Source organism: Ancylobacter polymorphus (assembly GCF_022836935.1).
GTDB classification, from domain to species: domain Bacteria; phylum Pseudomonadota; class Alphaproteobacteria; order Rhizobiales; family Xanthobacteraceae; genus Ancylobacter; species Ancylobacter polymorphus_A.
This window is the reverse complement of record NZ_CP083239.1, coordinates 1,384,229-1,411,093: the sequence shown is the minus strand read 5'-3', so window position 1 is coordinate 1,411,093 and position 26,865 is coordinate 1,384,229. Positions and strand designations below refer to the sequence as shown.

Here is a 26,865-nt window from a genome sequence, read left to right as displayed (position 1 = left end):
GCCGCCGCTCAGGTGAAGGCGATCAGCGTGTCGAGATCGTCCTGGCTGAGGGCAAGCCCGGCAAAGTCGCTCGGCGAATAGCGCCGGGCGGACTGGGCCGCCACCACGCGGCAGGCTTCGGCCTCGGCGCGCACGGCGTCGAGCAGGCGCTCGATGGTCGCGGCGTCATGGCCGGCGCCGAACTCGCAGCGCAGCACGAGCGCCCCGCCTTCCTGCCAGCAATTGAAGGCGAGGCGGTGCGGACGGGCCGCCTGCGCCGCCCGCTCGCGCCCCGCGCCGAGCCGCACAAGCGCCAGACCGGCATGGCCGAAGCGGCTGATATCGCCGAGGAAGTTGAACGACACTTGCGGCCGCGCCCCGGTGAGCGGCGGGGTGGCGGCGCGCAGCAGCCCATAGCCCATGGCCCGGCCGGCGGCCGCGCGCGCGCGTTCCTTCACCGCCAGCAGCCAGGCCGGCAGGTCGCCCGTTTCCCCCGGCAGTGCCACGGGATAACGGGTGGTGAACCAGCCAATGGTGCGCGACAGGTCGATGGCGCCATCGCCGGTGTCGCGGCCATGGCCTTCCAGCTCCAGCTGCAGCGCGCCGCCGGTCCAGGCGATGAGCGGGCGGGCGATGAGGGCGAGCGCGCTTTCCTGCGGCTGGTGGCCGAAACGCTCGGCGAGATCAGCGAGCAGCGGCTGCGACAACGCCGCCTCGAGCCGCAGGTCACGGGTGCGGGCGCCGCCCTCCACATCCGGCGCGGCGGGATGGTCGAGCGGCACGGCGGTGGGCGCGAGCGCCACCGACTGCCAATAGGGCCGGTCGGCCTCGAAGGCGGCACCGGTCCCGGCCTGGTGGCGGCACCACCACGACCAGGCGGTGGGCGGCACCAGCACCGGCTGCGGCGGATCGGACAGCGCTTTGGCGAGATCGTCCGCCAGGATCGCCCAGGACACCATGTCGAAGACGAGGTGATGCACCGCCACGACCAGGCGCAGCACCGCGCCAGCCTCAATCATGCCGGCGGCGAGCGGGCGCCCGGCCAGCGGGTCGATCGTCGCCACGAGACGGTCCGCCATGCGGTCTTCGCGCGGGGAGACATCCTGACCGACGGCCACCTTCTCGCGCAGCAGAGCCGGCAGGCCCGGCGCCTCCGCCACCTGCTGCTGCGGCGGCGCCCCTTCCTGCAGCCGAACCCGCAGCCCGTCATGACGGGCGACGGAAGCGGCGAGCGCCGCCTCCACCGCCGCGGGCGCGGTGCCGGGCGGCAGATCGAACACGGCGGTGAGCGCCCAGTGCCGGCGGTCGGGCATGGCGAGCCCCATGAACCAGTTCTGGATCGGGGTGAGGGGCACCGGCTCGGCCACCGGCCCGCGCGCCTCCATCGCTTCCGCAGCGGCCGGCTTCATCAGCGCCGCCAGGGCGCGCGGGGTCGGCGCGGTGAAAATCTGCGCCGGGGAGAGCAGCCACCCCGCCGCCCGCGCCTTGCCGGCGAGCTGGATCGCCATGATCGAATCGCCGCCAAGAGCGAAGAAATCATCGTCCGGGCCAAGGCTGGCCGCCGTGCCGAGCGCGGCGAAAAGTTCGCGCCACAGCGCAAGGACCGTGGCGAGTGGATCGCCCGTGCCGGAAGTCTCGGCAACGAGGACGGCGTCGCCGGCCACGGGCGCGGCAAACAGCGTGCGCAGCGCCGTGCGGTCCAGCTTGCCATTGGCGGTGAGCGGCAGCGCCTCGACGAGAATGAGCCGCGAGAGGCGCTGCGCCTCTGGCAGCTTGTCCTTCAGCTGGGCGTCGAGACGCGGCGCATCCTGCCCGGGCGCCACCGCCGCGCCGACGAGGCGCACCGTGCCGTCATCCTCGCGCAGCGCCAGCACCGCCGCGTCACGCACGCCGGCGCAGGCACGCAGCTGCGCCGCGACACCGTTGGGATCGACGCGGTGGCCGCGCACCTTCACCATATCGTCCTTGCGGCCGAGGAAGCGAGTGAGCCCATCGGCGTCACGGCTGCCGAGATCGCCGGTGAGATAGGCACGCGTGCCGTCGCCGAGCTGGATGAAGCCGCTGGCGGCCTCGCCGCCCGGCATCGGCTCCGCCCCGGCCTCACCAATATAGCCAAGTGCCACTCCTGCCCCGCTCACCCGGATTTCCCCGGTCTCGCCGGCGGGCAGCACCGCGCCTTCCGCGTCGACAATGTCGATCTGCGCGCCGTCGAGGGGATAGCCCACGGGCACGCGGTCCGGCGCCTGCGCCCCGGCGGCCAGCGCCGGCGTCACCTCAACCATGGTGCAGCCAATGGTGGTCTCGGTCGGGCCGTAATGGTTGAACAGGCGCAGTTCCGGCCGCAGCGCCCTCAGTTTTTCGACGAGGCCGAAGGTCAGCACATCGCCGCCGCACACCAGCGCCCGGCGGGGTAGAAGCCCGGCGGCTTCCGGATGCGCCATGAGTGCGGCGAGATGGGTGGGGACGATCTTGAGCACATCCGCCGGGTACCGCGTCATCCAGTCGATGAAGGCGGCGGGGTCGCGGGCGGTCGCCGCGTCCAGCACATTGAGCGTGCCACCGGAGGCCACGGCGCCGATCACGCTGGTATAGCCGAGATCGGCAGCGAAGGAGGTGGCGATGGCGAAGACCTGCGGGCCGGAAAAGTCCAGCCGGCGCAGCAGCGCCCGCGCATAGGCATCGAGCCCGCCGCAGGACACGCGCACGCCCTTTGGCCGGCCGGTGGAGCCGGAGGTAAACAGGACATAGGCGAGATCGTCGGCCGCGCATTCCGCGCGCGGCGGGATTTCACCCGACTGTGGGTCGCGGTTCCAGCCCAGCACCGGCACGGCAACGGGTTCGCCGGCGGTGGCGGCGTCGGCCACCACCACCCGCGCGCCGCACGACGCCAGCAACGTGGCGCGGTAAGTGGCGGGATAGTCGGGATCGAGCGGAACGAAGGCCGCGCCGAGATGGCTCGCCGCCGCCATCGCCACCAGCGGACCGGCCCCCCGCGCGAGGCAGAAGGCGACCCGGTCGCCACGCTCCACGCCCTGTGCCGCCAGACGGGCGGCGAGATCGCCGCTGGAGCGTGCCAGCTCCGCCCAGCTCAGCGTGCCGTCGCGGTCGACCACCGCTGGCGCGTCGGGCGTCGTGGCGGCCCAATGCGCGACATGATCGGCAAGGCTGGTGGGCAAGGGCGCGGATTCGGGCTGCGTCGGGACCACCGGCGCCTCCGGCTCGGCCGGCGCCGTGCCGATCGCTTCCAGCAAGGCGCGGTAGCGGGCGACCCAGGCTTCGACGCGGGCGGCGTCGAACAGGTCGGTGTTGAAATTGGCCTCGATGGCGAGGCCGTCCTCGCTGGAGTCGAGGTTCCAGTTGAGGTCCCAGCGCACGCTTCCATGAGCATTGGCGCGCGGTGTCGGGGTCAGGTCGCCAAAGGCGGCGAGCGGCTCCACTTTGTCGAGATTGAACGACACGCTCGCCAGCGGCGGGCGGGACGGGTCGCGCCGCACGCCGCTGGCCTTGACGATGGCGGACAGCGGATAGGCGGGATAGGCCATGGCCTGCGCCATGGCGGCACGGGTCGCGGCGAGCGCGTCGCCTTTGAGCCCCTCAAGGCGCACCGGCACGGTGGAGATGCAATAGCCGGTGAGGCCCGGTTCGCCCACCAGCGGCTGACCGGCGGCGAAGATCGCCACGACGAGATCGTCCGCGCCGGAAAGTTCCGCCAGCAATTGGCCATAAGCGGCGAGGCACAGCGTGAACAGCGAGCAGTCGAGCGCCCGCGCCCGCGCGGCGAGTTCGGCGGCGAACGTGGGAGGCAGCAGCGCACGGACCGTGCCGCCTTCATAGGTCTGGAGCGGCGGGCGCGGCCGGTCTGTGGGGAGCGCCAGCGGCGTCGGCGGCTGGGCGAACACGCTCTGCCAATGCGCCGCCGCTTCCGCATCGACTGCGGCGTCGCGGGCGAACCCGGCGAAGCGCTCATAGGCGGCCGGGGCCGGCAGCGCCGGTTCGGTTCCAGCAAGGCGGGCGGTGTAGAGCTGGCCGAGTTCGTTGGCCAGCACCTGCAGCGACCAGCCATCGGTGACGATATGCGGCTGGACCAGCACCAGCGCGGTCTGCGTGCCGCCGCCCAGCAGCGCCACGCGCAGCATGCCGGCGCGCGCCAGGTCGAAGGGCCGCGCGGCCATCTCCCGCACGAAGCGGTCCAGCTCCGCCGCGTCGGCGAACGCGGCCTGTTCCAGCGCGACCCTGGCCTCCGGCTCGATGACCGCCATGGCGCCATCGTTCACGAAGCGCATGCGCAGGCTGTCATGGCGGGCGACAAGATCGGCCAGCGCCGCGCTCAGCGCCGCCACGTCGAGCGCGCCAGGCAGGCGCAGCACCAGCGACTGGTTGTAGGCCGCCGCACTTTCCGGGCTGAAGGCAGCGAGCGTCCACAGCGCCTGCTGGCCCGGCGCGGTGGCGAAGGTGCGGGGCGCGACGGGCGCAGGCATTGGCAGCGCCGCGCCGCCCATGAGGCCGACAGTGGCGAGGGCGCGGGCACTCTCCCGCACCGCGCGGGCGACATGAGCGAGGTCGTCCTCGCTATGGGCGGTGGAGAGGAAGCAGGTGCGCCCCTCCCAGACATAGACGCCGCGCGAAATGAGCTGGCTATAAAACAGGTCGCTGGCGCCGGTGAAACGCATCACCGAGGAGAAGTGCTCCACCCGCAGCGGGCTCCCGTCTTCCTCCAGCCCGGCATTCAGCGTGGCGCACAGCGCCTGCGTGCGGGCGTTCAGCCGCTCCTGCAGCGCCGGGCCGGACGCGTCGAGATGGCCGAGCATCGCCGTGGCCGCCGCCATGGCGAGCGGGTTCTTGTTGAAGGTGCCGGCGAAGAAGGTGCGCTCGGCCTTCGGGCCGCCGGCGCCGTCCAGCGGCCAGACGCCGCCGTCGATACCGTCGAGAAAGGCGCTGCGGCCGGAGACGACGCCGATGGGCAGGCCGCCGCCGACGATCTTTCCATAGGTGACGAGATCGGCCCGCACCCCGGCCCAGGCCTGCGCTCCGCCGGCGGCGACGCGGAAGCCGAGCAGCACCTCGTCGAAGATCAGCGCCGCGCCGGCGCGGGCGGTGAAGCCGCGCAGCCAGTGCAGGAAATCGCGCGGCTGAAGGCCCGGCCGGCGGCTCTGCACCGGCTCGACAATGACCGCCGCCAGCCGGTCGCCCAGCGCTTCCAGCGCCATCTGGCTGCCTTCGGGATCAGCATAGTCGAGCACGACCACATCCGCCAGCATGCCCGGCGGAGTGCCGCTGGCGAGCGGCAGACTGGCGCCATCGCTGCCGGAACGGGCCAGCGTGCCGTCGAAATGGCCGTGATAGGAGCCGGCGAACATCGCCACCAGCGAACGGCCGGTAGCATGGCGGGCAAGGCGCAGCGCGGTCATCACCGCTTCCGTGCCGGTGTTGCAAAACACCGACCGCTCATTGCCGGTGAGCTTCGCGATCAGCGCGGCGGCCTCGCCAGCCTTTTCCGCCTGCGGGCCGAGGAACAGCCCCTGCTCGGCGATCTGGCGCTGGATCGCCTCCACCACCATGGGCGGGTTGTGGCCGAGCAGTTGGACGCCGAAACCCATGGTGAGGTCGACATAATCATTGCCGTCGGCGTCGACGACATGGCTGCCCTGCCCCTTCACGCCGATGATCGGGTAAAGCAGCGATTTGGTCTCCGGCCGGAAGCCCGCCACCGCCCGGCTGTCGGCCAGTACCGGCCCGAAGGCTTCGCGCTGGTGGCGGGAGGCGCCGTGCGTGGCGCCGTAGCGTGCGGCGAAATCGGCGATGAATCCGGCGGCCTCCGGGCTCAGCGCCTCGGTCGGCGCGGCGGTCTGGGGGCTGGCAGGCGGGAGAGTGGGGCTTGACACGCGAGCCTCCGTCGCCGCCGTGAGGGCGGCCAGGGTCGGAATGGCGGAAAGCGGGGCGATGGCGGCAACGGCGGGGTCGGGGGCTTTCGCCTCCACCTCGCGCAGCACCCGCTCCAGCAGCGCCCGCGGCGTGGTGAGGGTGGTGAACAATTCGCGCCGGGGGATCGCCACTTTCCACCGCCGCTCAAGCGTGGAAAGCGCCTCAGCGAGGGCAAGGGAATCCACCCCAAGAGTGAAGAAGCCGGCATCGCCCGCCAGTGCCGCCTCGCTCAGCTGCAGGCTGCGCCGCAGGCTGGTGGCAAGGGCGGCGCGGATGTCCTCGCGGTTCAAGGCCGGTGCGGCGGACACGGGAGCCGCGGCAGGCATCGCGGAGACCGGGGGAAGGAGCGGGACCGGGTGCCGGCGCGGCGCCTCGACCCAATGGCGGTCGCGCGCGAAGGGATAGGGCGGAAGACGCGCCGGGACGGCGCCGCTCGCCGGCCATGTCACATCAAGGCCGGCGACGAACAGGCGGCACAGCGCCAGCGCCAGCGTTTCGCCCGCCGCCCGGTTGCGGCGCATGGTGGGGATGAAGCGGGTGTCGCGGCCCTCAAAACCAGCGGCGCGCTGGGCGAAGCCGACCAGCGTCGCGGCCGGGCCGATTTCCACCACCACATTCACGCCCTCGCGCGCCATGGTGTCGAGCCCGGCGCCGAAGCGCACGGGCTGGCGGATCTGCCGGCCCCAATAGGCCGGATCGCACAGATCGACCGAAAGATCGCCGGAGACGTTTGAGACGACCGGCAGGCGCGGCGCGGCGAGCGTCGCCGCGCGCACCCGCTGCTCGAAGGGCTCGACGGCGGCGTCCATCAGATGCGAATGAAAGGCGTGGCTGGTGACGATGCGCTGGCTGCGGATGCCTTCCGCATCCAGCGCGGCGAGCACTTGCGCGATCGCCTCGCCCGGGCCGGACAGCACCACTTCCTCCGGCGCATTCAGCGCCGCGATGTCGAGGCGCCCCTTGAAAGCGTCCAGCACCGGGGCGAGCCGTTCCAGCGGCGCGAACACTGCCACCATCTCCCCGCCCGGGGGCAGCGCCCCCATCAGCGTGCCGCGCGCGGCCACAATGTCGAGCGCCGCCTCGAACGGCACTACGCCGGCGAGGCAGGCAGCCGACCATTCGCCGAGGCTGTGGCCGGCGACGATATCGGGGGTGATGCCGAAGGCCTTGAGCCGCTCGGCCAGCGCCATTTCGAGCGCGAACAGAACCGGCTGCACCTCGGCGGTATCGGTCAGCGGCGGGCCTTCCGTCTCGGACATCCGCGCGGCAAGGTCGCGCCCCATCTGCGCCCCGGCCGCGTCGATACGTGCCCGAAACGCCGGGTCGGCGGCGTAGAGATCGGCCGCCATGCCCGGCCACTGGCTGCCCTGCCCGGAAAACAGGAAGGCCACCTTCGGGGTGTCCGGCAGAGCCTGCCCGACGGCGCCAACCTGTGGCGCCTCGCCGGCGGCAATGGCGCGCAGGCCCGCCAGCGCTTCCTCAGGACTGCGGGCGAGACAGGCGGCGCGATGGGCGAAGCGCCCGCGCCCCCGATTCAGCGCCGCAGCGATGCCGGCGAGCGGAAGCTGCGGGTCGGCGGCGAGATGATCGGCAAGCCCCGCCGCCACCCGACGCAGCGCCTCGGCATCGGGCGCGGAGAAGGCGAAGACGATAGGCAGCGGAGTCTCGACCGTCACCTCCGGCGCCGGCGGAGCTTCTTCCAGAATGAGATGGGCGTTGGTGCCGGAAAAGCCGAAGCTGCTCACGCCCGCGCGGCGCGGCGGGCCGGCGGGCCATTCCATCGCTTCGGCGACGACGCGCACGGGCAGCTCGTCCCAGGCGATGCGCGGATTTGGCTGGGTCTGGTGCAGCGTCGCCGGCAGGCGGCCGGCTTCCAGCGCCAGCACCATCTTGATCAGCCCGGCAATGCCGGCGGCGGCTTCCAGATGGCCGATATTGGTCTTTACCGAACCCAGCAGCAGCGGCTCGGTGCGCAAAAGGCCATAGGCGGCGGCAAGCGCCTGCACCTCGATGGGATCGCCCAGCGGTGTGCCGGTGCCATGGCATTCCACCGCCTGCACATCGGCCGCCGAGAGACCGGCATCGGCCAGCGCGCCCGCGATCACCGCCCGCTGCGCCGCGCCATTGGGCGCGGTGAGCGCGCTGGAATGGCCGTCATGATTAAGCGCCGAACCACGAATAACCGCACGGATGGCGTCGCCGTCACGCAATGCGTCGGCGAGGCGCTTCAGCACCACCAGCCCACCGCCCTCGCCGCGCACATAGCCATCGGCGGCGGCGTCGAAGGTGCGGCAGGCATGACCGGGGCCGAGCATGCCGGCGGCGGCGAGGGCGGCGGTCACATCGGCGTCGAGCGTCAGGTTCACGCCGCCCGCCAAGGCGAGGTCGCATTCGGCGCTGCGCAGCGCGCGGCAGGCGGCATGCACGGCGACCAGCGAGGAGGAACAGGCGGTATCGAGCACCAGCGCCGGGCCGGTGACATCGAGCCAGTGGGCGAGGCGGCCGGCGGCGATGGAGCCGGCATTGCCGAGAATGGCAGCGGGGGAGAGCGAACCGGTCTCCTGAAAGCGGGCCTCATACTCATTGGCGCCGAGGCCGAGAAACACGCCGGTGGCGCGCGGGCGCCGCGCCGCATCCGCATAGCCGGCGTCTTCCAGCGCCTGCCAGGCCAGCATCAGCGCGAGGCGGTGCTGCGGGTCCATGGCGTCGGCTTCGAGCGGGCGCAGGCCGAAGAAACCGGGGTCGAAGGTCTCCACCCCCTCGACATAGCCGCCGGGCGGCAGGCCGTCGCGCTCCGGCCGGTCGGCGGGGGCGGGGCGCACAGCGTCGCGGCCCTCGAACAGCAGGCGGCCATAAGCCAACGCCGAGTCGACATCGGCGAAGCGAGCGGCGAGGCCGATGATAGCCACGGGCGCACGGGCGCGGGCGGTCTCGGCCCGCAGCGCGTCGATTCGCCCTTCCAGCGCCAGCATCAGATCGGTGACCTGTTCGGGGTGCAGCCGGCTCAGCCGGGCGAGCAGGCCCGCGCGGCGCTCCTCACTGCTCGCCAAGGCTGCCTCCCTCAATCATCGACAGAAGTTCTTCGAGGTCGCCGCCCGCGCCGGGCGGCGGAGCCGGTATCGACGCTGAGGCTTGCGCCGGCATTACCTGAGGTTGTCCCGTCAGATGCGCCACGAGCGCGTTGACGGTCGGATGGTCGAAGGCCAGCGTTTGCGGCAGGGCACGGCCGAGATGGCTGCCAAGGGCGCCAGCGAGATCAACCGCGTCGATCGAGGTAAGGCCGAGCTCGCCAAGCCCGCGATCCACCGCGACGGCGGAGACCGGCAGGCCGAGCCGGCCCGCCAGCCAGTCGCGAATCCAGCGCTCCAGTGCCGGCACGGCAAGGGCCGTCGCCGGCGCGTGCGCCGCCTCCCGCGCCGCGTCCGATGCGGCATCCAGCATCTCCTGCCGCGCGCTGCGCCACTCCGCGATAACCGGCAGTTCGCGCGCGCGCCAGGCCTGACGGTTGGCAGCCCGCTGGATCTTGCCGCTGGAGGTGCGCAGCACCGCACCGGGTTCGACCAGCACGATGCGCGAGAGCTGAAGCTCCAGCATCTGCCACACCGAAGCGCTGATGGCACTGAACAGCGGCGCCGGATCGGTGCGCCGCTGCGTGCGCTCCAGCTCCTGCACCAGCACCACCTGTTCGCCACCGGCCTCGCCGATGAGGCCGAACGCCGCGCCGCCGCCCGCGCGCAGCGCCGGATGTGCCGCCTGCGCCACGCGCTCAATATCCTGCGGGTAGTGGTTGGAGCCGGAAAGGATGATGAGATCCTTGATGCGGCCGGTGACGCAAAGCTCGTCGCCGATCATCGCCCCGAGATCGCCGGTGCGCAGATAGCCCGTCGGGTCGTCCTCGCCCTTGAGGCGCACGCCGAAGGTGGCGGCGCTTTCCTCCGGCCGGCGCCAATAGCCGCGCGCGATGGTCGGCCCGCCGAGCCATATTTCACCGACGCGGTCCGCCGGCTGGCGGCGCTTTGTCTCGGGATCGACGATGGCGACGCGCACATCTTCCAGCGGCCTGCCACAGCCTGGGATGAGGTTTGTGCGGGCCGATGCGCCAGCCTCGACGATGCGGCCCTGTTCCAGCGCCGCGGCATCGAGCGAGAACAGCCGAGGTGCCGCGCCCGTGGGGCTGGCGGTGACGGCCAGGGTCGATTCCGCCAGACCATAGGCCGGGGCGAAGGTCTCGCGGCGAAAACCGTGCGGGGCGAAGGAGGCAATGAAATCTTCCATCACCTGCGGGTCGATCGGCTCGGCAGCGTTCATCGCCATGACGAGCGAGGAGAGGTCGAGGCCCGCTCGCGCCTCGGGCGGAATACGCCGGGCGCACAGATCATAGGCGAAGCTCGGCGCCGCCGTGTGGGTGCCGCCAAAGCGGCTGATCGCCTCCAGCCACAGCAGCGGGCGCTGCAGGAAGCTGTTCGGCGCCATCTGCACCACCGGGCAGCCGGAGTACAGCGTCTGCAACAGGCCGAAGATCAGCCCGAGATCGTGAAAGGCCGGCAGCCAGGTCACCATCGTGCTCGCCGGCGAGAGGCCCCAGGCCGCTTCCATCCGCGCCATGTCGGCCATGAGATTGGCATGGCTCACCTCCACGCCCTTGGGCAGGGCGGTGGAACCCGACGTGTACTGGATGAAGCAGGTGGCCGAAGGATCGACCTCCCGCAGGGGCGCGGGAGCGATGTCCTGCGCGTCGAGATCGCCGACATCCTGCCAGCGCAGGGCGGCCAGCTCCGCGCTGTCGGTCTGCCAGAGCGTCGATTGTTCGGCGACACCACCGCCGGTCAGGGCGAGAGCGGCGCCGCTGTCGACGGCCACCGCCTGCAGGCGCTGGATCAGCCGGTGCCGGCGCGGCGGGTTGATCGGCACGGCGAGGCGGCCCGACCACTGACAGGCGAGAAACGCGACGAGAAAGTCGACGCAGGGCTGGAACACCAGCAGCACCGGTGCGCCCGGCGCGCTCGCCTGTTCGAGGAAGCCGGCGACGCGGGCGGCTCGCGCGGCCAGCTCAGCCGCGCCGCAGCGCTCGGCCACCGCGCCGGAACTGTCGAGGAAGGTGATGGACCAGCGCGTGTTCGGCCTCTCCGCCAGCGCGGCGAGGCGGGTGGCGACAGTGCCGGTAGGGAGAACGGGGCTCATTGAGAGGGTACCTGCAGCTTCAGCCAGGCATAGTGCTTCATCATCGCCTCATAGCGCGGGGCGAAGGTCGAGACGATCTTTTGCTCGACGTCGGGATGCGCCGCGAGCAGCCCGCGCAGCGTCGCCCGGTCGATGGTCAGCAGATGGCAGGGCTTGCGCGTCACCACACGGGTGAACTCCTCCGCATGTTCCAGCACGGTATTCTCGCCCAGCGCGTCGCCGGCTTCCAGTACCTCCACCGACATGAAGGTGCCGTCGGGAAGGCGCACGCTCTGCTGGGCTTCGCCCTGGGTGATGAAGATCAGCCGGTCGGCCGGCCGGCCGTCCTCGATCAGCACGGTATCGGGCCCCACCGTCTCGACGCTCATGCGGGCGAGCAAGTTTTCGAGGAAGCCCGGCGCCAGTCCTTGCAGCAGTGGGCGCTTGCGCAGCCGTTCCAGAAGCTGCTCGCGCGGCACCACGCCTTCCGCACCGGCGATGACGCTGCGCTCCCAGAGATCGGCATAGACGCCCTCGGCTTCCAGCAGCGCCGCATGGGTGCCGCTTTCCACCACCCGGCCGGCTTTGACGACATAGACGAGATCGGCATGCTCGCACTGGGTGAGGTCATGGGTGACGGCGACAACGGTGCGCCCTTGGGTGACCTTGCGCAGCGTCTCCTCCACCGCGACGCGGCTCGCCGGATCGAGTGCCGAGGTGGCTTCGTCCAGCAGCATGATCTGCGGGTCGTGGAGAATGGCGCGGGCGATGGCGATGCGCTGGCGCTGCCCACCCGAGAGCTTGCTGCCGCCCTCGCCGACATCGGTGTCATAACCATCGGGCAGCGCCATGATGATCGGGTGAATGTCGGCCGCCTTGGCCGCCGCCTCCACCTCGGCATCGCTGGCACCCAGCTTGCCCATGCGGATGTTCTCGCGCACCGAGCCCTGGAACAGGATGGTCTCCTGGGGCACCAGCGAGATGAGGGAGCGCAGCTGCGCCTCCCCCAGCATCCGGATATCCACCCCGTTCACCCGGACATGACCGCTGCGGGGCGAAAACTGGTTCTCGATCAGCCGCAAAAGCGTCGATTTGCCGGAGCCGGACGGACCCACCACCATCACCCGGCGCGGGCAGTCGATGGAAAGCGACACCTTGTCGAGCGTCGCGGCGGTACCGTCATAGCTGAAGCTCACTTCGTCGAAGGTCAGCGAGCGCACCTTGCCACCAATATCCTCCGGCCGCTCCGGGTCGGGGGCCGCGTCCGGCTTGCCGAGCAGGGCCTGCACCCGCTCCAGCCCGCCGACGCCCTGGATGAGCAGCGGCAGCTGGGCGCCGATGAAGCCGGCGGCGCCGCCAATGGTCAGCAGCAGGGTGATGAAGGCGACGATCGTGCCCGAGGACACTTGGCCATCGACGGATTGCAGGGCGCCGAGACCGATGACGAGCAACTGCGCCGCGCTGACGCCGAAGCTGGTCATGCGGCCGACGAGGCCCGAGGAGAAATACTGGTGATAGCTCGCCTTGAACAGGCGGGCGAGCTGGGTGGTGAACAGCTTCGCCTGCAATTCCCGCAGCCCGAAAATGCGGATTACCCGCTGCATGAGCAGCGTTTCCTTCACCACATGGGCGACCCTGGCGTCCTCCGCCCCGCGCTCGTAATTGTAGCGCACCGCGCGCTTGCTGAAGCCGCGCGGCAGCCAGAAGGCGATCATTAGCGACACCAGCGTGGCGATGGCGAGCTGGGTGTCGAGCGTGAACGCCACCGCCACCGAGCCGATCAGCATCAACCCCTTGGAGAACAGGCCGGGCACCGCCCAGATCACCGCCTTCTCCACCACGGTGAGGTCGTTGGAGAAATCCGCGATGATGGCGTCGGTGTCGGAACTGGCGAGTTCGCGCGCGTCCATCCGGTTGATCTTGGCGAACATGCGCGCGCGCAGATCATTGAGGATGCGCGGCCCGAGCTTGGCGACGGAATAGTCGAGTATGACGCCGAAGAAGGAGGCGGCGAGGAAACCCCAGGTGAGATAGCCGATATAGGTGCGGATCACCTCGACATTGCTGGGCTTGATGCCCTCGTCGAACAGCGTCTGCAGCCAAAGCGGGACATAGACGGCGTAAAGGATCTGCACCGCATTGGCGGCAAGAAACCAGAACAGCAGCATCTTGTGCCGCGCCGCCGCCTTCGCCACCCACATCACCAGATGGGTCGGGCCCCTCTCCGGAGTGCCGGCACGGATCTCGTCCTGCCATTTCAGTTCGAGCGCCCCGGTAGAGGCCCCCGCCACCGCCTCGCAGGCCGCGTCCACATTGCCATTGGCGGCTATCTTGCGCCCGAATTTCAGGAAGCCGCGCGGCCCCTTTGTCTTCAGGAGATATTCGACGAAGGCTGCGGCGCGGCGCACATCCTTCTGATCGACGTCCGGCAGCAGAAGCCGCCCGGCCAGCCCGTTGAGGTCATGGGCGTCGGCGCGCGCGATGCGAACCGGCGCGGGCTTCTTGCCGTCCTCGCGCGCCACTTCCAGCAGCACCGAATGCAAAAGACCAAGCCCGAGCAGCCCCCAGGCGCCGCTCGGCATCGCCAGCTTGTAGGTGAACAGATGATGCGCGACGCGCCGCACCGGATCGCGACGCGCCTCATCGGGATTGGCGGCCATGGCAGCGGCGATGAAGCCCTTGTCTGGCTTGATCGCAAGCCGCTCGCAGGCCAGCGCATAAAGGCGCTGCAGCTTGTGCTGCACCTCATCCTCGGTTTCGTGCTTCTTGAACCAGTCGAAATGCCGGTTGGACATGGCGGCTCTTTATGATTCGCGGACAGGCGGGAAGGGAAGACGCCCGGCAGAGGCTTGCCGACGCGCAATGAGATCGCCGATCAGGGCGGCAAAGGCGGCCGTCGCGCCACTCCAGGGAAAATGGCCGGCCGAAAGCGTGTGGAATCCGACCGGGCCGGCGCACACCTCGCGCCATGCCGCGCTCTCCTCGGCGGAAACGGAGGGGTCGGCCGTGAGGCGGATGACGGAAAGCGCGCAGTTCAGCGGCGTGGGATCGATAAGCCGATAGGTCTCGCAGGCGGCGAGATCGGCGCGCAGCGCCGCTTCCTCGCGCGGCCCGAGAAGGTCGCCGAGGTCCGGACCGGCGGCGCCGAAGCACTCGCGCAGTTCCGCCAGCAATTGCGCGCGCGGCAGGCGGTGCAGCGGCGCCTCCTGCGGCGGCCGGCTGGGCGAGCGGAAGCCGGAGACGACGAGATGCAGCCCACCCGCCCGGGCAGGGTCTTCCCGCTCCAGCGCCCGCGCTGTCTCGAAGGCAAGCAGCGCGCCGAAGCTGTTGCCGAGCAGGGTCATACCCGCCCCCTCCGGCGCCAGGGCGGCGCCGAGATCGTCCGCGATCGCGGACGCCAGCGCCCGGCCAAGAAGCCGGACATCGGCGAGCGGCGGGGCCTCGTCCGCCGGACTGCCGGGAACCGGCGCGTCATGGCCCGGCAGGGCGACCGTGGCGATGGCGACGTGGGGCGGCAGGGCGGCCGCGAGACCGAGGCAGGACAGCACGCTGCCGCCGGCATGCGGCAGGCAGATGAGCACCGGCGCACCCGCCGGGCGGCGCACCCAGCGCAACTGGACGGGCGGCGCGGCCGGGGGCGGCTCCGGTAAGCTGGTGCAGGCCTCGGCTCGCCGCGCGATCATGACAAAATTCGCCAATGGACAGCGCCCACCAATGTGCCACACCGTGATGGCGCGGTGCCGGGGGACCATCCCTTCGCCGAACGCGTCTCACGCGGGGCCGTCGCCGGTCGGGGCGACAGCGTCCGGGGCCAGCCCGCGCGCCGCAGCCGAATCCAGGAGGATCCATGCCGAACGACACCTCTCCCATCGACGAGGCGATGATCGAGACCCTCGACCGCGACGGCGCCATCTGCCTCAGGGGCGCTTTCGGCCCGGAATGGGTCGATCTCGCCGCCGAAGGCATCCGCCGCAACCTCGAAAGCCCCGGTGCGCTGTTCCAGAGCTTCTCGCCCAATGACAAGGGCGCCTTCTACTCCGACATCTGGTCGCGCCGGCACATCTCCGAGCTCGAAACCTTCGCGCTCGAATCGCCCTCGGCTGCCATTGCCGCGCGCTGCCTGCGCACCTCCAGCGTGCGGCTTCTGCAGGACACCTGGTTCTACAAGAGCCCCGGCACCCAGGCGCGCACGCCCTGGCATCACGACAATGTGGTGCTCGGCCCGTTCTGCTCGATCTGGGTGGCGCTCGATCCGATTCCGCGTGCGGCGGCACTGGAATTCGTGCGCGGTTCGCATCGCTGGAACAAGCTGTTCATGCCGGCGAACTTCTTCGAGAGCGAAGAGGCCGCGCTGCCGGCGGTGGAGGAATTCTACGCCCGCTACCATGGCGAATTCGACATCGCGGCGCGAGACACCTTCTCCCGTGTGCCGGACATCCAGGCCCATCGCGAGGACTACGACATTCTGAGCTGGGACATGGAGCCCGGCGATTGCCTCGTCTTCCACGCCCGCACCCTGCACGGCTCGCCCGGCAATACGCTGGACCATGACACGCGGCGCATGGTGACGCGCTGGGTGGACGAGACCGCCGTGCTGGCCCCGCATGGCCGCACCGTAGTCGACCGCCTGGTGGCGGAAGGCTTCGAGGTCGATCTCGCGGTCGGCGCGCCGATCCGCGGCAAACTCTTCCCCGTGCTGACGCCCCTTGCCTGAGACGTGGCGGGCGGCGCGGCCGGAAAGGGCACGCGCCACCGCACCCGGCGCGCCCGAGCGGGTGCGCCGAAGGCAGGGGGGCAGCCTTTCCTTTAGGGAAGGCATCAGCAGCAACCCGTCAGCCATGGCATCCGACACGCGCCCGTTGCCGCCCTCACCACCCCCCGCCGACCGGCGTGGGCGTAGATCACGCCCTTCCCGCTGCACGCGGGGGTTGACGTGCAGAGACGGACGAACCCGAAGTCTATGGAGTCGATCATGCTAACGCAGCCATGTGAAACGCGCATGAATTGCTAGAACCTTATTGCACGGCTTGCGAGAGAATACTGAAAACGGGTCAAAAATAGACAGTTGCCCAGACGAGCGACCCGCGCTAAGCCATCATCCGCAACTCTGGCTGGAGAAGTCCTGTGGCAAGTATGTTTATGACGATCTCTCGTTGTCACGTTAAGGCGGGTAGCGAGCAGGATGCACGCGCGCTTCTCGAAAAGGAAATGCTCCCCAACGACGGCAAGAAGCCGGGCGATGTCATTGAAGGGCTGGTCGGCTTTGGACTGATGAAGTCCAAGAAGGACCCGTCCATGTATGGCATCTGCACTGTGTGGGAAAGCGAAGCGGCTTTCGACAAGATGTCTTCCAACCCGCGCGCCAAGGACGGTGGCGGCATCGTCGAGAAGCTCCAGAAGCTTTGCGACGGCGAGATCAAGGGCGAAGGTTTCTACATCGAGAGCCTCTGAAGACTTCCGGCGGCAGTTAAGACTGCCGCCGGTTTTCTTTCGGCCGGCAGGGCCGCTTTCTACTTTAGGTTGCCGTTCTCCGACGCCTTGCGTGCAAACGAGGCGTGGGCAGCCCGGCTCTTACCCGTCAGCCATTAGGCGGCACGGAAAGCGCACGCCGGCATGAAGAATGGCGCGGCGATTACATGCCGGCCCGGAGTGCAGCGCGACGTTTTGCTGCAGAAGGTAGTGACGTGGCCCGCGGTCCCATCGAAGATATTCACGGCCTGACAGATCTGCAGCGCGCCATGCTGATACGCTGCGCGAGCTATCCCGATCAGCCCCTCTTCATGGGCCAGTGGTGGGCCCTCCTCGCCGGCCCGCTCGATGAAGACGGCTTCGCGGCCGCCTGGGCCGCGGTCATCCAGCGCCACACCGTCCTGCGCGCGGGCTTTCACTGGGAACTCAAGGGCGATCCCGCCCAGGTGGTGGTCGCCGCGCCCAGCTTCGCGGTCGAGCGGCTGGACTGGAGCGCGCGTGCAGACTGGCGTGCCGCGCTCGACGCATTGCTGCAGGAAGACCGCGCCCAGCCCTTCGATGTGCGCCGTCCACCGCTCATGCGGGTGCGCCTCGTCAAACTCGCCGAAGAGGGCGCGGGGCCGCGTCACCTCCTGGTGTGGACGCGCCATCACCTCGCCGTCGATGGCTGGTCGCTTGGAGAGATTCTGGACGAGGTTCTAACCCTCTATCGCGGCGGCGCGGTGCCTCCGGCGCTTCCTTTCCGCCGCTATGTCGAGTGGTGGCAGGGGCGCGATGCTGCCGCCGGGCGGGCACATTGGGAAGCCATGCTTGCCGGTCATCAGCCGGGGGCGGCCCCGCGGGCCGCCGCCGCACCGCGCATCGGCGAGGTCATGCGGAATCTCTCCCCCGCCGTCGCCGACCGCCTCGCCGCTCTGGCGCGCAGCGAGCGCCTGACGCTGAGCACGCTGGTCGAAGGCGCCTGGGCGCTGGTGCTCGCCCGCGCGGACGGGACCGACGATGTGGTGATGGGCTGTATTGAGACGGTGCGCCCGCCCGAACTGCTGGGCGACCAAACCCATCATCTCGTGGGGCCTCAGGTCGGCGTGCTGCCCAGCCGGCTGCGCCGCGACGCGACACCCCTGCGCCATTGGCTGGCTGAGCTGCAGCAGGCACGGGCACGGGGACGCGACGCCGGGCCGCTGGGGCTCGATACCATGCGTGACCTGCTCGGCCTGCCGAGCGACGCGCTGCCGCTGCGCAGCCTGATCGCGGTGCAGACCTATCCGCTGGCGCTGGCACCCGCCTTCCGCGCCGCCGGACTTGAGCTTGTGGCGAGCGGCGACGTCACCTTGCCGGACCTGCCGCTCAATCTCATGGTCGAGATCGGCGACGCCTTCGAACTGCGGCTGATGGTGGACGAGCTTCATGTGCCTCTGCCGCAGGCCCGGCAGCTTCTCGCCATGCTCGCCACCGCGCTGGAGCGCCTGCCTTTCCATCTCGACGCGCCGGCCAGCGCCCTTGACGTGATGCCGGAAGCGCTGCTCGCCGAGATCGCGGCTGCCCTGACGGGCAAGCCCCTGCCCCGGCCGGCAGGGACGGTGGTCGACCTGATCCTGGCGCAGATCCGCGCCCGTCCCGAAGCGCCCGCGCTCGTCGCCGAGGGACGCTCGCGCTCCTATGGCGAACTCGGCGCAGAGGCGATCGACCTCGCCGGCCGGCTGACCGCGGCTGGGGTAAAGCCGGGCGCACGCGTCGCTCTCCTGCTCGATCAAGGGCCCGAGGCGGTCGCCGCCATTCTCGGCATTCTTTTCGCCGGGGCCGCCTATGTGCCGCTCGACCCCGAGGCACCGGCTGAGCGCCGGGCGATGATCCTCGCCAGCGCCGGCGTCGCCGCCCTCGTCACGCGTCACGACCGCGCCGGCGAGGCGCCCGGTCTGCCGGTGCTGACGGTGGGGGGCGCTTCCCCGGAACCCGCCGATCTCGACGCGGTGACGCGGCCGGCCGCAGGGGACGAGGCCTATGTCATCTTCACCTCCGGCTCCACGGGCCAGCCGAAGGGCGTGAGCGTCGGCCATGACAATCTGCGCACACATGTCGCCGCCAGCGCGGCGGAAAATGCCGACCTGCCGATCGGCCACTTCCTGCTGACCTTCCCGCTGTTCTTCGACGGCTCCGTCACCGGCCTATTCTGCACGCTCTGCGAAGGCGGCACGCTGGTGCTGCCCGATGCCGGCGCGGCGCGCGACGCCGACCGGCTGGTCGCGCTCATCCGCGGCGCCGGCGTGACCCATGTGTGCCTCACCCCTTCCTTCTGGGGCGTTCTGCTGGAGGCCGCTGGCGCGGAGGGCCTGCCCACCCTGCGCATGGCCAAGGTGGCGGCCGAGCCCTGCCCGCCCGCGCTGGTCGCCGCCCATGCCGCCCGCGTGCCCCAGGCGGCGCTGTGTAACGAGTACGGACCCACCGAGGCGACCGTGTGGGTCTGCGTCGAACGCTGCCGGCCGGAAACAACAGGCGCCAGCGTCGCCATCGGCCACCCCATCCCGGGCACGGTTCTGCATGTGGTGGATGGCGAAGACCGCCCCTGCCCTTACGGCACCATTGGCGAACTTGTCATCTCCGGCCCGTCCGTGGCCCGCTTCTATATCGGCGCGGAGCCGGGCGTGAGCCTGCGGACGCCGTTGGCCGGCACCTCGGCCCCCGCCTACCGCACCGGTGACCGCGTGTCGCTCGCCAGCGATGGCCGGTTGTACTTTCATGGTCGACGGGACCGACAGGTAAAGATAGCCGGCTACAGGATAGAGCCTGGTGAGATCGAAGCGGCACTGCTGGCGCAGGCCGGCATCCGCGAAGCCGCGCTTGTGGTCGAGGAGGGAGACGGCCGGCCCGCCCGCCTCGTCGCCCATCTCGCGCCCGACACCGGCCCGGATGAGGCGGAACTGCGCCGGGCCCTGGCCGCGCGGCTGCCGGCCTATATGCTCCCGCAGGCCTTCCTGCGGCATAAGCAGCTTCCGCGCACCGCCAATGGCAAGGTGGATAGCGCCGCCCTTCCCCGCGCGCCGCTCGCCGCGACGGCTGGCGGCGTGGAGCTCCCGCAGGGACCGTTGGAAACTGCCCTCGCCACATTGTGGGCGGAGGTGCTCGGCCTTCCCTCGGTGGGCCGAAACGCCCATTTCTTCGCCCTTGGCGGCAGTTCGCTGCTGGCGATGCAGATGATCGCCCGCCTGCGCCGGGAGATGGCCCTGCAGGCCACGCTGGCGGATCTGTTCGAGGCGCCAGAACTCGCCGCGCTGGCGCAGCGGCTCGGAGCCGCACCGGCAGAGGACCCCGCCCCAGCCCCCGTGGCGCGTGCCCGCGCCCGGGTGGAGTTGCCTTCATGAGCGCGCGACCGGCGCCGGGGCCCCGCTGATGGCCAGCGGCTATGTTGCCGGCCTCTCCTTTGGCCAGCGCCAGATCAGGATGGCGGAATTGCTGCGACCCGGCCGCACGCTGTTCGCCATGCCCCTGCTCGTGCGCATCGAGGGGCGGATCGATCCGGACGTGCTGCGCGCTGCCCTCGCGTTGGTGGCACGACGGCACGATAGTCTGCGTGCCTCCTTCCCCCTGGTGAATGGCGCGCCGGTGCAGGCGGTGGCGGATGAAGTCCCGCTGCCGCTCGCCGTCATCGCCACGGGCGAGGCTTTCGACAGCCCCGCCTTCGATGCCGCCGTAGCCGCACAAGCGCAGGCGATGGTGGACGAACCATTCGATCTCTCGGCCGGGCCGCTGGCGCGCTTCAGCCTGGTGCGAGCGGCGGATGAGGGCGGCGTGCTGGTGACGGTGCTCCACCACATCATCAGCGACGGCGCCTCGCTCACGATCCTGCAGCGCGATCTGGTGGCGGCCTATGACGCGGCGCTGGCCGGCCGACCGGAGGCGGGGTCGCCGCTGCCGCTGCAGTTTCCCGATGTCGCGGATTGGGAGCAGGAGCGGTTCGGCGCTCCTGGCCCGGCGCTCGATGCCGCCATGGCGGCGTGGCGTGGCCGGCTCGCCGGTGCGCCGGCCCGGCTCGATCTGCCCTATGACCGCGCGCCGAGCGAGAGCGGCCGCCTGCGCTCGGCTCAGGCGGAGCTGCATGTGCCGGGTGATGTCTCCGCCACGCTCGCCGCGCTGGCGCGGCGGGAGGGGGCGAGCGAATTCAGCCTCTACCTCGCCCTGCTGTTCGTCGTGCTGCGGCGCTGGAGCGGGCTGGACGACCTCGTCGTCACCATTCCCGCCGCGCGCCGCGACCGGCCGGACCTTGCCGACATGATCGGGCTGCTGGTCGACACGCTGCCGATCCGCGCCAGCGTAGCGGATGAGGCACGCTTTCCCGCGTTGCTGGCAGAGGTTCAGAGCAGCCTACGCGCGGCGCTGGCGCAACGCGACCTGCCCTTCGAACGCATCGTCGAGGCGAGCGGCGTCGAGCGACGGGGCGAGGCGGCGCCCTTCCTGCAGGTGCTGTTCGGTGCGGCAGAGCCCCCGGCGCCAACCCTCACCGCGCTGGACGGCACCCGCTTCGCGATCCTGCCGGAGCAGCTCGACCAGGAAGCCAAGGCGGAACTGTCGGTGGTCTATGCCGCCGCCCCGGACGGGCTGCGCCTGTGGTGCCGCTACGATGCCATGCTGTTCGACGCCGCGACCATCGACGCCGTGCTCGGCTGGTTCGGCCGGCTGGCACAAGCACTGGCGGCGCAGCCGGATCAGCCCGTTTTGGAGGTTCCACTGCTCTCCGCCTCTGAAGGCGTGGCGCAGGTGGCGGGTTTCAACGCCACCGCCCTTGCCTATGAGCGCGAGGACAGCGCCATCGCCCTGTTCTTCCGTGACGCGGCGCGCCACCCGGACGCGATCGCAATCGAGGAAGACGGGCTGCGCCTGACCTATGGCGCGCTCGCCGACCGGGTGCGCCGGCTGGCGGGCGTGCTGGCGGCGCAGGGGGTTGGCGCGGGGGAGGTGGTGCTGCTGGTGCTGCCGGTCTCCGGCGCGCTGATCGAGGCACAGCTCGCGGTGCTGGGGATCGGCGCCGCCTATGCGCCGATCGACCCGACCTACCCGGCCGAACAGCGCGATGTGCGCGCGCGCCAGGTCGGCGCCCGCCACGCCGTGTCGTTCGACCCGTCGCTGGCGACGGAAGGATGCGCCACGCTGGGCTGGGCGGCGCTGCGTGAGGCGGCAGAGGCAGCGGCGCCCCATCCCGAGGTCGAGTTAAGCGCGCAGAGCCCGGCCTATGTGATGTTCACGTCCGGCTCCACCGGCACGCCGAAGGCGGTGAGCGTGCCGCATCGCGCCATTGTCCGCCTCGCCCGCGCGCAGGGGCTGGCAGCCCCCGGCCTGCGCGCCGCCGTCTATTCCAACCCCGCCTTCGACGCCTCGACGCTAGAAATCTGGGTGCCGCTGCTCAATGGCGGCACACTGCTGCCAGTGGACCGCACGGTGGTGATGGACCCGCGTGCCCTGCGGCTGTTCCTCTCCGAGGCGCGGATTTCGCTGTTGTGGATCACCGCCGGGCTGTTCCAGCAGATCGCCGCGCTGGACCCGGCCGCCTTTGCCGGCCCCCGCCTCGTGATCACAGGCGGCGACGTGGTCAATCCGGTAGCGGCGCGCGCCGTGCTGGCAGCGGGCCGGGCGAAGGGGCTGGCGCTGTTCAACGGCTATGGCCCGACCGAGAACACCACCTTCAGCACGCTGTTCGACATTGCCGATCTCAGCGTCGACGAGCTGACCATCCCCATCGGCCGGCCGATCTCCAACAGCACCGCCTATGTGCTCGATCCCGCCGGCCGCCCGCTGCCACCGGGCCTCGTGGGCGAGCTCTGGGTCGGCGGCGATGGCGTCGCGCTCGGCTATCACGGCGATGCGGACCTCACCGCCGCCCGCTTCCACCCCGACCCGTTCGCCACCGATCCGGCGGCGCGCATGTACCGCACCGGCGATCTCGCCCGCTGGCGGGCGGACGGCAGCATCGTCTTCCTCGGCCGCGCCGACCGGCAGGTGAAGGTGCGCGGCTTCCGCATCGAACTCGGCGAGATCGAGGCGGTGCTGGCGCTGCATCCCGGCGTCGCCGGCGCCGCCGTGCTGGCGCCGCGCCGGGCGAGCGGCGAGCGCGATCTCGTCGCCTATGTCGCGCCCAAGGCGGGCCTTGCGCTGACACCGGGCGAGCTGCGCGTGCATCTGGAAAGCCGCCTGCCCCGGCAAATGCTGCCGCAGGCTTATCTCCTTCTTGACCGCCTGCCACTCAACGCCAATGGCAAGATCGATACCCGTGCCCTGCCGGCAGTCGAGATCGCGGAAACGCCCGCCGAAGCGCCGGTGGAGCCGCGCACGCCGGAAGAACGCATTCTCGCGCGCATCTGGGCTGATCTGCTGACCACGGCCACCTTCGGGGTGCGCGACAATTTCTTCCATGTCGGCGGCGATTCCATCCTCACCATCCGCCTCGTTGCCCGGGCCTATGAGGCCGGCCTCGAACTCGAGCTGAAGGATGTGTTCGACCAGCCGACCATAGAAGGTCTCGCCGCCATCGCTCTGAGGCGTCAGCGGGCGGTTCGGGCCCGCGGCCATGGCGCCCGCTATGGGGCGGAGCTGATTGCCGCCGCCTGCGATTCCCGCAATCCCTGCCGCTTTGTCAGCGTCGCGGTGCCGGCCAGCGTGTCCACGGTCGATCTCGGCTATGCGATCGAGCGCCTCGCCGAACGGCACGACGCGCTGCGCCTCGTGCGGGTGGAGGACACCACCGGGCGCTCGCTCGCCATCTCCGATTTCCTCCCCGCCGTGCCGGTGCGCTTCGTCGATGTGCCCGCGACCACGCTCGACGATCTCGACCGCTGGATCACGGAGAACAGCGCCCGGCTGGCGCGTGGCATCGACCTTGCGGCAGGGGTTACGATCGCCGCCACGCTGGTGACAGCGCAGGCGCCGGCGGCCGGAAACGCCACCGTCGTGCTCGCACTGCATGAGACCGTGGCGGACGACCGGGCGCTGCTGCTGCTGGCGACCGAGTTGGAAGCCGCGCTGGCCGCCGGGCCGGACAGCGCCCTCCCGCCGGCGCCGCCTTTCGGCTTCTCGCACTGGCTCGCCTGGCTCGCCGACCATGCCGCCAGCCCGCAAGTACGTGCGGCGGCGATGGCGTGCGAGACCGCCGAGGCCGAAGCCCCGCCAGATGCGTTCGCCGCCAGCGCCCCCACCCTCGCCGTCGCGCAACTGCTGTTGGAGGCCGGCACTTCACGCCTGCTGCTGGAGGAATTGCCTGGCCGGCTCGGCGTGTCGCTGATCGATGCGTTGCTGGTCGCGCTCGGCGAGACGCTGGACGGGGCGCCCGCCGTCGAGCTGGTGGATGGCCGCCGCGCCCTGCCGCCGGGCACGCCGGAAGCGGCAGGCCTCGTCGGCAATCTCGACGTGCTGCTGCCCTTGCAGGCTTGCGCATCTGGGGCTCCGCTTGGCGCGCGGCTGCGCGCGGCCAAGACGGTGCGCCAGCGCGCCGAGCCGCTGGGCCTCGCCTTCAGCGCGATCCGCACCGCCTTCCACTTCGCCCCGCCAGCGCTCTATGTGGCTTTGTTGCCGGCCGCCGCGCCGGATCCGGCGATCCGCCTGCACCCGCATGCGCCGAACGTCCCGGATACGGTCCGCGCCGGGCTGACGGTGCGGGTGAGCGGCGGGCGCCTCGCGCTCGGCTGGTCGGAGGCCGCGCCCGTCGAGACAGCGGAGGCTCGTCTGGCGGCCATCGCTGAGAGCCTGCGCGCCATTGCCGTCTGGACGCAAGGCCAGTCCGCGCCCTTGCTCACCCCCGGAGATTTCCCGCTTGCCGGGCTCGATGCGGCGACGCTGGACGCCCTGGCCGGCACGTGCCCCGATGTTGAGGATATCTACCCGCTCTCGCCCATGCAGGAGGCGATGCTGCTGCATTCGCTCAGCCGGCAGGGGTCGGCGGTGAATTTCGAGCAGAGCTGCATGCGCTTTTCCGGCGCGCTCGACAGCGCGGCGCTGCGCAAGGCATGGGCACTGGTCTTCGAGCGCCACGCGGTGCTGCGCAGCGTGTTTCGCTGGCGTGGACTGGAGCGGCCGCTGCAGCTCGTCCGCCGCAATGCCCCACCGCCGGTGGAGCTGGAGATCTGGCCGGTCTTCAGCGCGGAACGGCTGGAACAGCGTCTGGCGCTGGACCGCGCGGCAGGCTTCGACCTGGAGGCCGGCCCCCTCGCCCGGTTGATCCTCATTCGGGTGAACGCCGAGGAGGCCTATCTCATCGCCTCCTTCCATCACATGCTGGCCGATGGCTGGTGCCTCGCCCAGCTGGAGCGGGAGGCCCGCGCCGCCTATGAGGCGCTGCGGCGCGGCATGCCGCCGGCCTTGCCGCCGCCGGCCCGCTTCCGCGACTTCATCGCCTGGACCGCGACGCTGGAGCGCGAGGGCCTGCGCGCGGCCTTCGTGCCGCTTCTCGCCGGTGCGCCCGCGCAGCCGGCGCTGCATCCGGCCGGCAATGGCGCGGCAAGCTATGTCACCATCCGCCGCCCGCTGCCGGTGGAGCCAAGCAAGGCGCTGAGCGATCTCTCGCGCCGGCGCGGTCTCACGATCGCCGCCCTCGCGCATCTCGCCTGGGGCCTGTGGACGGCGGCCCGGCGCGGGGTGGCGGACACGGTCTTCTGCACCACCGTTTCCGGCCGGCCGCCGCAGGTGCCGGGCGTCGAGCAGATGGTCGGCCTGTTCATCAACAACCTGCCGGTACGGCTGCGCTTTTCGCCTTCCAGCCCGCTGCTGGCTCTGGCGCAGGAGATGCAGCGCCAGATCGCCGCTTTGCAGTCACAGGCGCAGCTGTCGCTGCGAGAGGTTGCCGAGGCCGCCGGGGTTGCCGATCGCGCCTCCTCCCTGTTCGACACGCTGCTGGTGGTGGAGAACATGCCGGCGGGCTCGGACGCCTGGGCCGGCGCGGGCGGGCTGCGGGTGGAAAGCGTGCACAATGCGCTGAAATCCGCCTACAGCCTCACCGGCGTGGTGGTGCCGGGTGAGCGGATCGGGCTCTCGCTCGTGCTGCCGGACCTCGATGGCACCGCCACCGCCCGGGGCGAGGCGATGATCGAGGAATTCGCCGCCGTCTTCGCCGCCCTGCCCGGCCTCATCGACGGGACGGTCGCCGCCGTGCCGCTGCCCGCTGCCGCTCCCCTACCGCCTCCGGAGGAAAGTCCGCCTATCGACGACGCGCCGGCGCCGGACGCTGCGCCACCCGCCCCGCCCGCCGATGCCACCGAGGCAGTGGTGCTGGACGTGCTCGCCGCGCTGCTCGGCCCTCGTCTCGCCCGCTCCGAGGACGTGCTGGCGGCCGGTCTCACCTCGCTGGGCCTCGCCACAGCGGCGGCCCGGCTGTCGGAACGGCTTGCCCGCCCCGTGCCGGTCACGGCGCTGATCGAACATCGCAGCGCCGCTGCGCTGGCGCGGGCGCTCTCCCGGAAAGAGGCCGGGGCGACGGCGTGGGATGCGGTGGTGCCGCTGACCGGCAGGGAGGGCCCGCCTTTCATCTGTGCCCACCCCATCGCCGGCGATGTCAGCGCCTTCCTCGATCTGGCCCGGGCCTTTCCGGCTTCTATGCCCTTCTGGGCTCTGCAGGCGCCTGGGCTGGAGAAAGGTCAGGCGCCCCCCACCAGCGTCGCGGCGCTGGCGGCCGCCAATCTCGACGCGCTGGCCCGAAGGGACGTCGCCGCGCCGCGCTTCCTCGGCGGCTACTCATTCGGCGGCATCGTCGCCTATGAGATGGCCTGCCAACTTCACGCGCGCGGCACCCCGCCCGAACGGCTCGTCATCATCGACACGCCGGCCCCGCTCGGCAGCCGCTCGGTGCTGCCGGAGGATCCCGAACGGGCGCAGGCACAATGGCTGCTGCGGATGGCGCAGGTCCGTGCCCGCCACCATGACACCCCGCTCACCCTCGGCATGGAGGAATTGCTGGCGCAGACCGACGATGCCCGCTTCGCCCTCGCTTGCGCGCGGATGCGGCAAGCCGGGCTGATCGCGCCGGAGGCCGACACCGCCTGGCTGCGCCGCGCCTATCGCGCCAGCCGCGCGCTCTATGACGCCTTCCTGGCCTATGCTCCTCCCGAGAACGCTCCGCGCGACCTGAATCTGTGCCTCGTACGCGCCGCCCATCCCGCTGGCGGTGATCTTAGCGAGGCGGATCGGGCCGTTCTCGCCGCGCCCGATATGGGCTGGTCCCGGCTTAGCGATCGCGTGCTCGGCGTGCACGAGGTTCCAGGCGACCATGTGTCCATGCTCTCCGGCGCCGCGGCGGCCCAAACGGCTGGGGCCATCGCTTCTTTTCTCGACATGCCCGCCCCTGTGCACAGGTAGGATGAC

Annotated in this window: 8 protein-coding genes; 4 read left to right on the top strand and 4 right to left on the bottom strand. The window is 71.0% G+C overall.

The window, feature by feature from the left end; all coding sequences use genetic code 11:
- Window positions 1–8 precede the first annotated feature (8 nt).
- From K9D25_RS06590 to K9D25_RS06575, 4 genes are read right to left on the bottom strand one after another with little or no spacing between them, the layout of a single operon-like run.
- Window positions 9–8,951, bottom strand: coding sequence for a type I polyketide synthase (locus K9D25_RS06590; RefSeq protein WP_244450061.1), 8,943 nt, complete (start codon window positions 8,949–8,951; stop codon window positions 9–11).
- Window positions 8,938–11,082: an AMP-binding protein gene (locus K9D25_RS06585; RefSeq protein WP_244450060.1), complete on the bottom strand. Its 2,145-nt coding sequence runs from the start codon at window positions 11,080–11,082 to the stop codon at window positions 8,938–8,940. The genes K9D25_RS06590 and K9D25_RS06585 overlap by 14 nt, the downstream gene beginning before the upstream one ends.
- Window positions 11,079–13,856 carry an ATP-binding cassette domain-containing protein gene (locus K9D25_RS06580; RefSeq protein WP_244450059.1) on the bottom strand — a complete coding sequence of 926 codons (2,778 nt, stop codon included), beginning with the start codon at window positions 13,854–13,856 and terminating at the stop codon, window positions 11,079–11,081. The genes K9D25_RS06585 and K9D25_RS06580 overlap by 4 nt, the downstream gene beginning before the upstream one ends.
- 9 nt (window positions 13,857–13,865) lie before the next feature.
- Window positions 13,866–14,744, bottom strand: a complete 879-nt coding sequence (locus K9D25_RS06575; RefSeq protein ID WP_244450058.1) for a thioesterase II family protein — start codon at window positions 14,742–14,744, stop codon at window positions 13,866–13,868.
- Window positions 14,745–14,908: 164 nt separating this feature from the next.
- Here K9D25_RS06575 and K9D25_RS06570 point away from each other — a divergent pair, with 164 nt between their 5' ends.
- The 4 genes from K9D25_RS06570 to K9D25_RS06555 all read left to right on the top strand — a co-directional run bounded on the left by K9D25_RS06570 (window position 14,909) and on the right by K9D25_RS06555 (window position 26,859).
- A complete protein-coding gene (locus tag K9D25_RS06570) occupies window positions 14,909–15,775 on the top strand; it encodes a phytanoyl-CoA dioxygenase family protein (protein ID WP_244450057.1) in 867 nt (288 codons plus the stop codon).
- A 419-nt stretch (window positions 15,776–16,194) separates the two neighbouring features.
- On the top strand, window positions 16,195–16,512 hold the full coding sequence (locus K9D25_RS06565; RefSeq protein ID WP_378283469.1) for an antibiotic biosynthesis monooxygenase family protein: 318 nt from the start codon (window positions 16,195–16,197) through the stop codon (window positions 16,510–16,512).
- A gap of 233 nt (window positions 16,513–16,745) precedes the next feature.
- Window positions 16,746–19,889 carry an amino acid adenylation domain-containing protein gene (locus tag K9D25_RS06560; protein ID WP_244450055.1) on the top strand — a complete coding sequence of 1,048 codons (3,144 nt, stop codon included), beginning with the start codon at window positions 16,746–16,748 and terminating at the stop codon, window positions 19,887–19,889.
- Between the two features lie 28 nt (window positions 19,890–19,917).
- Window positions 19,918–26,859, top strand: coding sequence for a non-ribosomal peptide synthetase (locus K9D25_RS06555; protein WP_244450054.1), 6,942 nt, complete (start codon window positions 19,918–19,920; stop codon window positions 26,857–26,859).
- The last annotated feature ends 6 nt before the right edge of the window (window positions 26,860–26,865 follow it).

Bases quoted from the DNA above. Each gene is read 5' to 3' on its own strand.
- K9D25_RS06585 (WP_244450060.1), bottom strand. From the start codon at position 11,082: ATGAGCCCCGTTCTCCCTACCGGCACTGTCGCCACCCGCCTCGCCGCG.
- K9D25_RS06580 (WP_244450059.1), bottom strand. From the start codon at position 13,856: ATGTCCAACCGGCATTTCGACTGGTTCAAGAAGCACGAAACCGAGGAT.
- K9D25_RS06575 (WP_244450058.1), bottom strand. From the start codon at position 14,744: ATGATCGCGCGGCGAGCCGAGGCCTGCACCAGCTTACCGGAGCCGCCC.
- K9D25_RS06570 (WP_244450057.1), top strand. From the start codon at position 14,909: ATGCCGAACGACACCTCTCCCATCGACGAGGCGATGATCGAGACCCTC.
- K9D25_RS06565 (WP_378283469.1), top strand. From the start codon at position 16,195: ATGTTTATGACGATCTCTCGTTGTCACGTTAAGGCGGGTAGCGAGCAG.
- K9D25_RS06555 (WP_244450054.1), top strand. From the start codon at position 19,918: ATGGCCAGCGGCTATGTTGCCGGCCTCTCCTTTGGCCAGCGCCAGATC.